The organism is Amycolatopsis sp. MJM2582 (assembly GCF_000754115.1).
Lineage (GTDB): Bacteria > Actinomycetota > Actinomycetes > Mycobacteriales > Pseudonocardiaceae > Amycolatopsis > Amycolatopsis japonica.
Genome location: NZ_JPLW01000003.1, coordinates 40,493 through 52,464, shown reverse-complemented (window position 1 = coordinate 52,464; position 11,972 = coordinate 40,493). Strand labels below are relative to the sequence as shown.

At 70.2% G+C, this 11,972-nt stretch carries 14 protein-coding genes; 6 read left to right on the top strand and 8 right to left on the bottom strand.

What is annotated here, in order from left to right; translation table 11 throughout:
* Positions 1 to 9 precede the first annotated feature (9 nt).
* Positions 10 to 1,350, bottom strand: a complete 1,341-nt coding sequence (locus ED92_RS18900; RefSeq protein ID WP_037340494.1) for a hypothetical protein — start codon at positions 1,348 to 1,350, stop codon at positions 10 to 12.
* 143 nt (positions 1,351 to 1,493) lie between these two features.
* Between ED92_RS18900 and ED92_RS18895 the strand changes: the two genes are divergently transcribed.
* Genes ED92_RS18895 through ED92_RS18875 form a run of 5 tightly spaced genes read left to right on the top strand, consistent with a single transcriptional unit; the run spans position 1,494 to position 4,867 of the window.
* Positions 1,494 to 2,150, top strand: a complete 657-nt coding sequence (locus tag ED92_RS18895) for a glycosyltransferase family 2 protein (protein WP_037340493.1) — start codon at positions 1,494 to 1,496, stop codon at positions 2,148 to 2,150.
* Positions 2,147 to 2,791: a DUF2064 domain-containing protein gene (locus ED92_RS18890; protein ID WP_037340490.1), complete on the top strand. Its 645-nt coding sequence runs from the start codon at positions 2,147 to 2,149 to the stop codon at positions 2,789 to 2,791. The genes ED92_RS18895 and ED92_RS18890 overlap by 4 nt, the downstream gene beginning before the upstream one ends.
* Entirely contained in the window at positions 2,788 to 3,396 is a 609-nt protein-coding gene (locus ED92_RS18885) for a class I SAM-dependent methyltransferase (RefSeq protein WP_037340488.1), read from the top strand. The genes ED92_RS18890 and ED92_RS18885 overlap by 4 nt, the downstream gene beginning before the upstream one ends.
* A complete protein-coding gene (locus tag ED92_RS18880) occupies positions 3,393 to 4,460 on the top strand; it encodes a molybdopterin-dependent oxidoreductase (RefSeq protein ID WP_037340486.1) in 1,068 nt (355 codons plus the stop codon). The genes ED92_RS18885 and ED92_RS18880 overlap by 4 nt, the downstream gene beginning before the upstream one ends.
* A complete protein-coding gene (locus ED92_RS18875) occupies positions 4,457 to 4,867 on the top strand; it encodes a hypothetical protein (protein WP_037340484.1) in 411 nt (136 codons plus the stop codon). Before ED92_RS18880 ends, ED92_RS18875 begins: the two co-directional genes overlap by 4 nt.
* Before the next feature lie 113 nt (positions 4,868 to 4,980).
* Here the strand turns inward: ED92_RS18875 and ED92_RS18870 are convergent, their stop codons facing one another.
* From ED92_RS18870 to ED92_RS18860, 3 genes are all read right to left on the bottom strand, one after another.
* Entirely contained in the window at positions 4,981 to 6,393 is a 1,413-nt protein-coding gene (locus ED92_RS18870; RefSeq protein ID WP_037340481.1) for a S1C family serine protease, read from the bottom strand.
* Between the two features lie 72 nt (positions 6,394 to 6,465).
* Entirely contained in the window at positions 6,466 to 7,548 is a 1,083-nt protein-coding gene (gene galT, locus ED92_RS18865) for a galactose-1-phosphate uridylyltransferase (protein WP_037340479.1), read from the bottom strand.
* Positions 7,545 to 8,345 (bottom strand): DeoR/GlpR family DNA-binding transcription regulator, encoded by an 801-nt coding sequence (locus ED92_RS18860; protein ID WP_037340477.1) that lies wholly within the window; start codon positions 8,343 to 8,345, stop codon positions 7,545 to 7,547. The genes galT and ED92_RS18860 overlap by 4 nt, the downstream gene beginning before the upstream one ends.
* Before the next feature lie 82 nt (positions 8,346 to 8,427).
* On the opposite strand from ED92_RS18860, the gene ED92_RS18855 reads away from it, so the two are divergent.
* A complete protein-coding gene (locus ED92_RS18855) occupies positions 8,428 to 8,811 on the top strand; it encodes a VOC family protein (RefSeq protein ID WP_037340475.1) in 384 nt (127 codons plus the stop codon).
* On the opposite strand, the gene lspA is transcribed toward ED92_RS18855, so the two are convergent.
* Genes lspA through ED92_RS18835 form a run of 4 tightly spaced genes read right to left on the bottom strand, consistent with a single transcriptional unit; the run spans position 8,789 to position 11,892 of the window.
* Positions 8,789 to 9,307, bottom strand: a complete 519-nt coding sequence (gene lspA / locus ED92_RS18850) for a signal peptidase II (RefSeq protein ID WP_037340472.1) — start codon at positions 9,305 to 9,307, stop codon at positions 8,789 to 8,791. The two genes, ED92_RS18855 and lspA, sit on opposite strands and share 23 nt — an antisense overlap.
* Positions 9,285 to 9,779 carry a carboxymuconolactone decarboxylase family protein gene (locus ED92_RS18845; RefSeq protein ID WP_037340469.1) on the bottom strand — a complete coding sequence of 165 codons (495 nt, stop codon included), beginning with the start codon at positions 9,777 to 9,779 and terminating at the stop codon, positions 9,285 to 9,287. Before ED92_RS18845 ends, lspA begins: the two co-directional genes overlap by 23 nt.
* Positions 9,779 to 11,203, bottom strand: a complete 1,425-nt coding sequence (locus ED92_RS18840) for a HAMP domain-containing sensor histidine kinase (protein ID WP_052120752.1) — start codon at positions 11,201 to 11,203, stop codon at positions 9,779 to 9,781. Before ED92_RS18840 ends, ED92_RS18845 begins: the two co-directional genes overlap by 1 nt.
* A complete protein-coding gene (locus tag ED92_RS18835) occupies positions 11,200 to 11,892 on the bottom strand; it encodes a response regulator transcription factor (RefSeq protein ID WP_037340466.1) in 693 nt (230 codons plus the stop codon). The genes ED92_RS18840 and ED92_RS18835 overlap by 4 nt, the downstream gene beginning before the upstream one ends.
* Positions 11,893 to 11,972 lie beyond the last annotated feature (80 nt).

The window sequence follows — 11,972 nt, the reverse complement described above, 5'->3', positions numbered from 1 at the left end:
CCATCCACCTCACCAGCTCGTCAGCACCAGATGGTTCACCACCAGCGCCGTGGCCGCCGACGCGGCGAGCCACCACCGCCGCCCCTTCGACGGCAGCAGCGCCACCGCGGGCAGCAGCCACACCTCGAACGGTAGCCAGATGCGTTCGACCTCCGCCTTCGACAGGCCGGACAGGTCGGCGAAAGCGATCGTCAGCGCCGCGGCCAGCACGATCAGCGTGACCGGCTCGCGGAACGACCGTTTCGGCTCGGCGAGGAACTCCGCGCCCGCCCGTCGTGTCCCGGCGATCACGGCGGGGCCGATCGCGATCAGCACCGCCGCGATATCCGCCCACACCCAGTAGGAGTACGGGCGCAGCGTCGCGATCCCCTGGTAGTAGCGCTCGACGACCAGGTGATAGCCGTCGAGCCACCAGAAACCCGCCAGCGCGAACGCCAAGACGACCAGGGCCACGCCCACCGTGGCGAGGAGCAGGATCCGCCACTCGCGGGTCAGCACGACGACGGCGAGCACGAGCACGCCCAGCAGCACGAGGCCGTACGAAAGGAAGAGCCCGAACCCGAGCAGCAGACCGCCGGGAAGCGCGAGGATCCGCCGTCGTGTGGCGAGCGCCAGCAGCGCGATCCCGGTCGCCGTGACCCCCGCGAAGAGCCCGTCCGCGGACACCCCGATCCAGATCGCGCCCGGGGTCAGCACCGCGAACGGCAGGACCGTCCTCGCGGCGTCCTCCCGCCCCAGCGCGGCGAGCGTCACCGGCACCGCGACCACGGCCAGGCACCCGACGAGCACGACGACCGTCGAAGCCCACGCGCCACCCTGCAGGCCGAGCCGGTCGAGCCAGACGAAGACCAGCGTCGCGCCCGGCGGATGCCCGGAAACGTGCGTCGTCCACGAGTCCGGTTGGAAGTCGAGGATGCGCGAGGAGAATTCGGTCAGCATCGCCGGGATGTCGGTGATGCCAGGGACCTCGTGCAGGTACTCGTGTTCCGTGGTGAGCCTGCCGGTGAAACCGCGCGCCCAGCCGTCGATCATCGCCAGCGAGAACGTCCACGCCAGCGCGGTCACGTAACCGAGCGCCAGCAGTGGACGCCATCGCAGCCGCGCGGCGAGCGAGGGACCTTTGGTGACGACGAGGAGCGCGAGCACCACGGCGGCGACCGAACCCGGCCCCACGTGCGGCAGCCACAAGCCGAACAGCGGCGGCGCGAACGCGTAGATCACCACGCCGGAGCCGGGCCGGTTGTAGTAGAGGCCGACGCCGATCGCGGCGGCGACCACGAGCATCGCCAGCCCCACGGCGATCAGATCGGCCCGGCGACCGGTACGGGAAGGGGCGGTGACAGTGGACATCACCGGCACCGTAACCGCGTTCCCCGGGTCCGGCGGCCGGGGCGCGGGATCCGTCAGAACTCGGTAAGAACTTCGCCGACGTCATGATTCGGTAAGCACGACAAGGGTTTTCGTCCGTCCATCCCGGACTTAGCGTTCTTTGCGTGAACGATGACCAGGTTGACGTCGTGCTCCCCTGTCTCGACGAGGCCGGTGCCCTGCCCGGCGTACTGACGGCGTTGCCCGAGCGGTATCGGGCGATCGTGGTCGACAACGGCTCCACGGACGGTTCCGCCGAGATCGCGGCCGGGCTCGGGGCGAACGTCGTCCATGAACCCCGGCGCGGCTACGGAGCCGCCGTGCACACCGGACTGGAAGCGGCGACGGCGGACGTCGTCTGCTTCGCCGATGCCGACGGTTCTCTCGATCTCGCCGAACTGCCGATGCTCGTCCAGGGCCTCGTGGACGCGGATCTGGCGGTCGGGCGGCGGGTGCCGACCGGACCGGGAGTCTGGCCGTGGCACGCCAGAGCCGGGAACGCGCTGATCTCGTCGCTCTTGCGGTACAAGGGATTGCCGGTCCGGGACATCGCGCCGTTGCGGGCCGTCCGGCGGCGGGCACTGCTCGATCTCGACGTCACCGATCGCGCCTTCGGCTACCCGCTCGAACTGCTGATCAAGGCGAAGCGCGCGGGTTGGCGGGTAACCGAATTCGACGTGTCGTACGGCGAACGCGCGAAGGGCACGAAATCGAAGGTCTCCGGCTCGCTCCGGGGAACCTTGCGCGCCACACGGGATTTCGGGCGGGTGCTGAGCCGATGACCTTCTGCCTGTTGATCGTCGCCAAGGCGCCCGTGCCCGGTTTCGCGAAGACGCGGCTGTGCCCGCCCGCGACGCCGGAACAGGCCGCCGAGATCGCAGCCGCCTCGCTGCTCGACACCCTCGACGCCGCCCTCCGGACCCCGGACGCACGCGTGGTCGTCGCCATGACCGGCGGCCTCGGCAAGGCTGCCCGCGGCACGGAAATCGCCGCAGCACTCCGAAAAACCGACGTGATCCCGCAACGTGGGGAAGGTTTCGACATCCGGCTCGTCAACGCGCACGCGGACGCTCCCCGCCCCGGGGAGCCGGTCCTGCAGATCGGCATGGACACGCCTCAGGTCACCCCGGAGCTCCTGGCCGACGCCGCGAACAGGCCTGAGGATTCGGTCCTCGGGCCTGCCGAGGACGGCGGTTGGTGGGCATTGGGGCTCAAGAATTCGTTACACGCCAAGGCTCTCGCCGGGGTCCCGATGTCGCGTGACGACACCGGACGGCAGACCCTGCGCGCACTGGCGGACGTGGGGCTGCACCCCGGGCAGCTGCCCACACTGTCCGATGTGGACACGATCGCGGACGCGCGCCGCGTCGCCGCGATGGCGCCGCACGGCCGGTTCGCCCGAGCGGTGGGCGAAGTCCGGTGACCGCCTTCGACCGCGGCCTGCTCGGCCACCGCTGCTGGCTGGAACTGGCGACCGGCGAACGCGTCGACCTGCCGGTGGACCGCTGGACGGCCATCCCCTGCGAAGGCGACGAAGTCCTCCTCGACGCCTGTGACGGCCCGACCCTCGACGTCGGCTGCGGCCCCGGCAGGCTCACAGCCGCGCTGTCCGAACGCGGTGTCGCCTCGCTCGGGGTCGACATCTCCGCCACCGCCGTGCGGCTCACCCACGACCGGGGCGCAGCCGCGCTCCATCGCGACGTCTTCGACCGGCTCCCCGGCGAAGGACGCTGGCGGCATGTCCTGCTCGCGGACGGGAACATCGGCATCGGCGGCGATCCGCACCGCCTCCTGACCCGGATGGCGGAACTGGTCACCACCGGCGGGACGGTGCTCGTCGAACTCGACCCGCCCGGCCGCGGCCTCCGCCAGGACCGGGTCCGCCTGCGCCCCGACGACGGCGCCTGGTTCACCTGGGCGTGGGTCGGTGTCGAAGCGATCGCGGACCTCGCCGCCCGCACCGCGTTCCGCGTCGCCTGGTCCACCAGCCATGGCCACCGCTGGTTCGCCTGTCTGGAGAAAGCATGAACACGCCTTCCGAGCGCGTGACGTCCCGGATCGGGCTCGCCCTCGCCGTCACGTTCACCCTGTGCTTCGTCACCGGCCTGATCAGCCATCTCATCCAGCATCCGCCGTCGTGGTTCGGCTGGCCGAGCCGTCCGGTCTGGCTGTACCGGGTCACCCAGGGCACGCACGTGATCTCCGGGATCGCGTCGATTCCCTTGCTGCTGGCCAAACTCTGGAGTGTCTACCCGAAACTCTTCGAACGCCCGGTGATCCGTTCGCTGCCGCACGCGCTCGAACGTCTGTCGATCCTCGTGCTCTCCGCGGCCGCGTTCTTCGAACTCGGCACCGGCCTGTTCAACGTCGCGCAGAACTATCCGTGGAACTTCTATTTCCCGCAGCTGCACTACGCGGTCGCGTGGGTGGCGATCGGCTCGATCCTGGTGCACATCGCGGTGAAACTCCCCATCGTCCGCCGCTCGCTCACGACGAAGCCCGAACCCTCGCGGCGCGCCTTCCTCCGCACGACCTGGCTGGCCGCGGGGGTCGCGGTCGTGGCGACGGCCGGAGCGACGGTTCCTCTGCTGCGCACCGTTTCCGGGCTGTCGTGGCGGAGCGACAAGGGGCCGCAGGGGTTGCCGGTGAACCGGACCGCCGCGGCGGCCGGCGTCCTGGACGCGGCGAAAGATCCGAACTGGCGGCTTTCGGTGGTGACCCCGAACGGCACCAGAACCTATTCACTGGAGGAACTTCGCGCCCTGCCGAGGACTTCGGCCGAACTGCCGATCGCGTGCGTCGAGGGCTGGAGCGAGTCCGCCCACTGGAGCGGGGTCTCGCTGCCGGAGTTGTTGCGGCACGCCGGAAGTACGCCGGGGACACCGGTCCGCGTGTTCTCGCTCGAGAAGGCGGGGCCGTACGGGATCAGCGATCTCCCCGGCGAGCACACCGCGGACGAACTCACCCTGCTGGCGCTGGAACTCAACGGCGAGGTGCTCGACGCCGACCACGGCTTCCCGTGCCGGATCATCGCCCCGAACCGGCCCGGCGTCCTGCAGACGAAATGGGTCACCCGCTTGGAGACGCTGTGAAGACGTTGCGATTGCTGCTGTTCCTGCCCGGCCTCGCCGCGCTCGCGTGGGGCGCGGTGCTGTTCTCCGAGTACGCGTTCCCGCTGCGCCCGGACGTCTTCGGGACGCTCGGCTGGCTCGCCGGCGGTCCGCTGGTCCACGACCTGCTGATCGCGCCGCTGGTCGGCGCCGTGGGTTTCGCGCTGAGCAGGTTTCTCCCCGATCGGTGGAAGACCCCGGTGAAGACGGGCGCGGTGCTCACCGGTGTCCTGACGCTGCTCGCGTTCCCGTTGCTGTGGCGGCCTTTCGGCGGCGCCCGGAACCCGGGCCTGCACGACGCCGACACGGTTACGGGCCTGCTCGTCACCCTGGCGGTCGTCTGGCTCGGCGTGCTCGTGGCCGTGTTCCTCAGGCGGAAGACGCAATAAAAGGGGCCACGCGCGACCGGGATTGGCAGCCGGTCGCACGTGGCCTCCGAGGTCCGGCCCGCTGGGGGTTCGAGCCGGAGCTGGTCTCGGCCGCGCACTGCGGCCGAGCGTCTCTAGTTCGGTGTGACGGGCTGGCCGCCGAGGGTCACCTCGATGACCTTGCCACCGCTGAGGGTGAACTTCACCTTGTCGTTCGGCGCCCTGGTGCGGATCTCGGCGACGAGCGCGTCCGCGTTGGGGATCGACCGGTCGTCCAGCTTCGTCACGACGTCGCCGGATTTGAGGCCCGCCTTCTCCGCGGGGCTGCCCGGCGTGATCTCGCCGAGCTGCGCCCCACCGGTCGGCGCCGTCTGCACTCGTGCGCCGATGAAGGTCTGCGTCGCCTGGCCGGTGTTGATGATGTCGTCGGCCGTGCGGCGCGCCTGGTCGATCGGGATCGCGAAACCGATGCCGACGTTGCCGCCGCTCTCGCCGCCCTGGCCCTGCGCGGACTTGGGGCTGTAGATCGCCGAGTTGATGCCGATGACCTGGCCGGCCATGTTCGCGAGCGGGCCGCCCGAGTTGCCCGGGTTGATCGCCGCGTCGGTCTGCACCGCCGACATGACCGTGGTCTGGTCACCGTTGCCGCCGGCGCTCACCGGCCGGTTCAGCGCGCTGACGATGCCCGACGTGACCGTGCCCGTCAGCTCGAACGGCGAACCGATCGCGACCACCGGCTGCCCGACCCGCAGGTCGTCGGACCGGCCGAGCTCCACCGGGGTCAGGCCGCTGACGCCGCTGACCTTCACCACGGCGATATCCGTCGTGGGGTCGCGGCCGACGACCGTCGCCGTGCCCTTCTTGCCGTCCTGGAACACCGCCTGGATCTGGCCGCCACCGGCGGCGACCTCGACGACGTGGTTGTTGGTGAGCACGTAACCGTCGGTGCTGAGCACGAAGCCGGAGCCCTCGCCCGCCCCCGAGCGGCCGGAGACCTGCAGCTCGACCACGCTCGGCGACAGCTTCTGCGCCACGGCCTCGACCGAACCGGCGGGCAGGTTGCCCGTCTGCTGGGCGGGCTTCGGCGCGTCGAGCGCGTTCACCGCGGAACCGCCGGAACCGTCACCGGTCAGGTAGCCGACCGTGCCACCCGCGACCCCGCCGACCACGAGCGCGATCGCCGCGACACCGGCGAGCAGCTTGCCCGACGTGGACTTCTGCGCCTGGCGCTGCTGCGGGACCGCGTAGACGGACGGACCCGGCTGGGTGAACGGCGTCTGCTGGCCGGGGATCTGGTGCCCCTGGGTGTACTGGCCCTGCGCCTGGTGTTCCTGGGTCTGAGTCTGCTGGGCCTGCGGCGACCACGGGTTGTACTGCTGCTGCTCCGCGGGGTAGGCCTGCTGCGCTCCGGTGTGCGGAGTGGCATGGCCGCCGAGGCCGGTCGCGTCGGGCTGCTGCGGCGCGGGCTGAGCCGCCCAGTTCGCGCTCTGCTCCGCGTCCGGCCGATCGCCGGCGGGCCGCGCCTTCTCGGCGTCGTTCTCGGTCATGTCTTCACCTTGCGGGATGGTCCTGAGAAGTTCCTGAGCCAAAGCTGTGCATCGCACATGAGTATGGCCCCGTCAGCGGGTGGCGCGCAGCCTGTCCGCGATCTGCTCGGGGGTGGCGTCGTTGATCCACACGGCCATCCCGGACTCCGAACCCGCCAGGTACTTCAGCTTGTCCTTGGACCGCAGGACCGAGAAGACCTCCAGGTACAGCCAGCCGAGTTCGCGGTCGCGTTTGGCGGGCGCCTGGTTCCAGGCCGCGATGTAGGGCAGCGGCCGGTCGTAGAGCCCGTCGCAGCGGCGGAGGACTTCGAGGTAGACGTCGGCGAAGTCGTCACGCTCGGCGTCGGAAAGCGCGGGGATGTCGGGCACCTGGCGATGCGGCACGATCTGGACCTGCACGGGCCAGCGCGCGGCGGGCGGCACGAACGCCGTCCAGTGCTCGCCCGCGACCACGACCCGTTCCCCGGACGCCCGCTCGGCGGCAAGGACGTCCCCCATCACCGGACGGCCGTGCTCCGCCTCGTAGGCGCGGGCGACCTCCAGCAGACGCTCGGTCTTCGGCGTGACGAACGGGTAGCCGTAGATCTGACCGTGCGGATGGTGCAGGGTCACGCCGATCTCTTCGCCGCGGTTCTCGAACGGGAAGACCTGCTCGACACCGTCCATCGCGGACAGTTCGGCGGTGCGATCGGCCCAGGCGTCGACGACCGCGCGGACCTGTTTCGCCGTCAGCCCGGCGAAAGAACCGTCGTGGTCGCTGGTGAAGCAGACGACCTCGCAGCGGCCGACACCCGGCGCGACCGGTACCAGCCCTGCTCCATCCACTGTGGACGGATCACCGAGGACGTTGCGGGCGAAGGAAGGGAACCTGTTTTCGAACACCGCGACGTCGTAGTCCGGCTCCGGGATCTCACTGGGCTTCCCGGGTTTCGTGGGGCACAACGGGCACAGGTCGGCGGGCGGTTTGTAGGTGCGCGTCTGCCGGTGCGCGGCCATCGCGACCCATTCGCCGGTCAGGGGGTCGCGCCGGATCTCCGAGGCGGCGGCGACCTGGGGCAGGTCACGCGTGTCCTCGGCGGTGCGTTCGGGCGCGCCCGGTGCGTCGAAATAGATGATCTCCCGGCCGTCGGCCAGGTGCCTAACCGTGCGCTTCACGCTTCTTCAGCCTCAGCCGTCTCCGCCGTTTCGGCGATCATCAGCTCACCCGCCTGCTCGGTGAGCGTTTCCCTTGCGTTGTCGGACAAACCGTCGTCCGAGACGACGACGTCGGCCTCTTCGAGCCCGGCGATGGTGGAGATCCCGACGATGCCCCATTTGGTGTGGTCGGCCAGCACGACCAGCTTGCGGCCCGCCTCGACCAGCGCGCGGTCGGTCTCGGATTCGGTGAGGTTCGGCGTGGTGAACCCGGGGCCGTCGGCCATCCCGTGCACGCCGAGGAAGACGACGTCCAGATGCAGCGACCGCAGGCTCTGCACGGCGACCGGCCCGACCAGCGCGTCCGACGGGGTGCGGACGCCGCCGGTGAGGACGACCGTGCGATCCGGCTGGTTCGCGCCGCGCAACACGTCGGCGACCTGGATGGAGTTCGTGACGATCGTCAGGCCGGGGACCTCGTCGAGCGCCCTGGCGAGCGTCCAAGTGGTGGTGCCGGCGGAGATGCCGATCGCCGTGCCCGGCCGGACCAGCCCGGCGGCGAGGGCGGCGATGGCCTCCTTCTGCGCGCGCTGGCGCACGGATTTGGCCTCGAAACCGGGTTCGTCGGTGCTCTTGCCGACGATGGAGGTGGCGCCGCCGTAAACCTTTTCGACCAGGCCTCGGCTCGCGAGCACGTCGAGGTCGCGGCGCACCGTCATATCGGAAACGCCGAGCCTCACGACGAGATCGCTGACCCGGACCGCCCCGGTCCGGCGCGCCTCCTCGAGGATCACCGCCTGTCGTTGCCGCGCGAGCAAGACGCCTCCCTGGATCAACTACACAAAATCCTACACGATCAAACATGGCGCAACGAGCCGAGCCGCCTGCCACCATGAGGCCATGGCCAGGCTTCGCGACGTCGTCTTCGACTGCCGGCATCCGGCTTCGCTCGCCCGCTTCTGGGCGGCCGCGCTCGACGGCTACGAAGTCGCACCCTATGACGAAGAGGAGCTTGATCGCCTTCGTTCCCTGGGGTTTTCCGGTCCCGACGAGGATCCTTCGGTCCTGGTCGAAGCGGCATCGGGACCGCGGCTCTTCTTCAAGCTGGTGCCGGAAGCGAAGGTCGTCAAGAACCGCGTGCATCTGGACCTGACCGGAGACAGCGTCGAACGGCTCGTCGCGTTGGGCGCGCGCGTCCTCGCACACCCCGAAGACGGGCTGGTCGTGCTCGCGGATCCTGAAGGGAACGAGTTCTGCCTCGTTACTTCTCCGCCGTCTCCTTGACGCCTTCGATCGGGACGCCGCGAAAACTCAACACGAAAAGCGAGACGGCGCCGAAGAACAGCGCGATATCCGCGACGTTCCCGACGAACCAGCCGTTGTAGTCGATGAAGTCGACGACGTGACCGCGCGCGAAGCCGGGCTCGCGGAACAGGCGGTCTCCCAGATGGGTCGTCGCACCGCCGAGCAGCAGCCCGAGCGAGATCGCCCAGCCCGCCGACCGGACCTTGCGGGAGATCCACAGCAGCGCGACCACCGCGGCCGCGGCCAGGATCGCGAAGATCCAGGTGGAGTTCGCGCCCAGCGAGAACGCCGCGCCCGGGTTGTAGAGCAGCCGGAACCGGATGAAGTCGCCGATCACCGGGATCGGCGCGTGGTCGGTGAGGGCGTCGACCGCCCACCATTTGGTCAACTGGTCCGCGGCCAGCAGCACCGCGGCCACCAGCAGTGTCCACAGCAGACGGCGGGGCGGCAGCTCAGGCGCGTTCTCGGTGCTCATCACCCGTCAGCGTAATGGCGAGCGCGTTGAGCGCGGCGGGGAAGCCCACGTAGACGGCCAGATGGAGGATCGCCTCGACGGCCTCCCGGAGCTCCCCCGCGTCCTTCGCTTCCTGAAGGACGTCGGCCAGTTCCGGCGCCACGCCACCCTTCGCCGTGTACACCGCGATCCGCTTGAGCCGCCTGGTCGTTTCGTCGTCCTGCGCCAGGTCACCGCCGACGTTCGCCACGGCGTCGCGGTGGAACCGAAGCTGCGCCTCCGCGTATCCCAAGGCCTCCAGCGCCGCGACGGTGATCACTTGCCGCTGTGCCAGCGAAAGCCCCGGCCGCTGGTAGACGCCGCCGTAGACGAAGGCGACCGCTTCCCTGCCGTAGTCCGTCGCCTCGACGGCGTCGAACAGCTCCAGCACCGCGGGGTTCTCGACGCCACCGAGAAGCCGGAGCAGTTCGAGGCCCTTGTCGTAATCACCCATCAGGCCGGTGCTCCCGGGAGCCGCAAGGTCATCAGCGCGCCGCCGGTGGACGCGCGGCCCGCGTAGACGTCGCCGCCGTGCCGCTGCGCCGCGTGCTGGACGATCGCGAGGCCGAGCCCGGAACCGGGCAGCGTCCGTGCCTCCGACGAGCGGTAGAAGCGGTCGAACACCTTCGGCAGGTCCTCGTCGGCGATCCCCGGCCCGGAGTCCTCGACTTCGAGTACCGCCGTGCCGTCGCCGACCGGGTACAGCCGGACCCCGACCGTCGAGCCCTCCGGCGAGAACTTCACCGCGTTGTCCAGCAGGTTCAGCACCGCGCGTTCCAGCGCGCTGGTGTCGCCGGTGAGCACCCACGGCTGGAGCGAGACGTCGAACTCGATCTCGCCCGCGCGGCGGCGTGCCCGGTCCAGCGCGCGCTCGACGACGTCGACCATCTCGACCCGCTCGTGCTCGATCCGCGGCTCGTCCTGGCGCGCGAGCTCGACGAGGTCGCCGATCAGCTGGGTCAGCTCGTCGAGCTGACCGCGGATGTCGGCCTCGATGTCGCTGCGGTCCTCGTCGGACAGCGTCCGCGCCCCCGGCCTGCTCGCGGACAGGAGCAGCTCCAGGTTCGTGCGCAACGACGTCAGCGGGGTGCGCAGTTCGTGGCCGGCGTCGGCGACGAGTTGCCGTTGGCGTTCCTGCGATTCGGCGACCGTACCCAGCATCGTGTTGAAACTCTGGGTGAGACGGGCGAGTTCGTCGTCGCCGCTGACCGGGATCGGCCGCAGGTCGCCCGTGGTGGCGACGCGTTCCGCCGCCGACGTGAGCCGGTCGACCGGCCTCAGCCCCGCTCTCGCGACCGCCGTTCCCGCCGCCGCGGCGACCAGGATCCCGGCGCCGCCGATCAGGAACAGGACCACGGAAAGCTCGTTCAGGGTGCGCTTGGTCGGGCCGAGCGACTGGGCGAGCACCATCGCCTGGCCGGCGCCCTGTGGGAGGGCGACGACCCGGCTGTCGGTCTTCGGGTCGGTGCGCAGGGAGAAGGCCTTGTCCCCGGAGGCGACGGCGATCTCGTCGTCGCCGTACGGCGGGCGGCTGCCGGACTGCGGATAGGTCAGCCGGACCTTCTGCCCCACCGTCAGCTGGCCGATCTGCAGGTCCGCGCTGGCCAGGAAGGCGCCGGGGACCTGCTGCAGTTCGGTCTGCACCTGCGGCGAATCGACCGCGGCCTGCGCGCGGGCGAGCAGGTTGTCGTCCACCTGCTGGTAGAGGTTGTCGCGCACGACGAGATACGCGCCGAGGGACACCAGCGCCACCGCGCCCGCCACCGACGCGGCCGCGAGCAGCGTCACCCGGCCGCGGAGCGAGAAACGCCGCGTGCCCCAGCGGTCGCCGCGCGGATCCTTTTCGGACACGTCGACGACCGGGACCGGCTCCGTCACGGCGGGGTTTCCCTCAGCACGTAGCCCACTCCCCGCACCGTGTGGATCAGCCTCGGTTCGTTCCCAGCCTCGGTCTTTCGGCGCAAATAGCCGACGTAGACCTCCAGCGCGTTGCCCGACGTCGGGAAGTCGTATCCCCATACTTCCTCCAGGATCCGGCTGCGGGTCAGCACGTGCTTCGGGTACGAGAGGAACAGCTCCAGCAGGGCGAATTCGGTCCTGGTGAGACTGATCTCCCGCCCGGCGCGGCGCACCTCGCGCGTCCCCGGGTCCAAGGTGAGGTCCGCGAACGAGAGGACCTCGGCGTTCTGACCGGCCTGCGGATCCGGGATCGCCCGGCGCAGAAGCGCGCGAAGGCGCGCGAGCAGCTCTTCGAGCGCGAAGGGCTTCGGCAGGTAGTCGTCGGCCCCGGCGTCGAGGCCGGACACGCGATCCGAAACGGTGTCCCGCGCGGTCAGCACGAGGATCGGCAGGTCGTCACCGGTGCTTCGCAGCCTCCGGGCGACCTCCAGGCCGTCGAGCCGCGGCATCATCACGTCGAGGACCATCGCGTCCGGTCTGTTGGCGATGATCGCTTCCAGGGCCTGCGCGCCGTCCCCCGCCAACTCCACCTGGTAGCCGTTGAACTCAAGGGATCGCCTGAGTGATTCACGGACGGCCCTGTCGTCGTCCACTACGAGGATGCGCATGGCGACAGTCTTACGCAGAGTGCTGAGACTCGCCTAAGAACACACACAGAACCAACAAAGGAAATCCGGCGGTCCGGAAG

Coding starts and splice junctions, on each gene's coding strand:
- ED92_RS18900 (WP_037340494.1), bottom strand. CDS start 1,350: ATGTCCACTGTCACCGCCCCTTCCCGTACCGGTCGCCGGGCCGATCTG.
- ED92_RS18890 (WP_037340490.1), top strand. CDS start 2,147: ATGACCTTCTGCCTGTTGATCGTCGCCAAGGCGCCCGTGCCCGGTTTC.
- ED92_RS18880 (WP_037340486.1), top strand. CDS start 3,393: ATGAACACGCCTTCCGAGCGCGTGACGTCCCGGATCGGGCTCGCCCTC.
- ED92_RS18870 (WP_037340481.1), bottom strand. CDS start 6,393: ATGACCGAGAACGACGCCGAGAAGGCGCGGCCCGCCGGCGATCGGCCG.
- ED92_RS18855 (WP_037340475.1), top strand. CDS start 8,428: ATGGCCAGGCTTCGCGACGTCGTCTTCGACTGCCGGCATCCGGCTTCG.
- lspA (WP_037340472.1), bottom strand. CDS start 9,307: ATGAGCACCGAGAACGCGCCTGAGCTGCCGCCCCGCCGTCTGCTGTGG.
- ED92_RS18845 (WP_037340469.1), bottom strand. CDS start 9,779: ATGGGTGATTACGACAAGGGCCTCGAACTGCTCCGGCTTCTCGGTGGC.
- ED92_RS18835 (WP_037340466.1), bottom strand. CDS start 11,892: ATGCGCATCCTCGTAGTGGACGACGACAGGGCCGTCCGTGAATCACTC.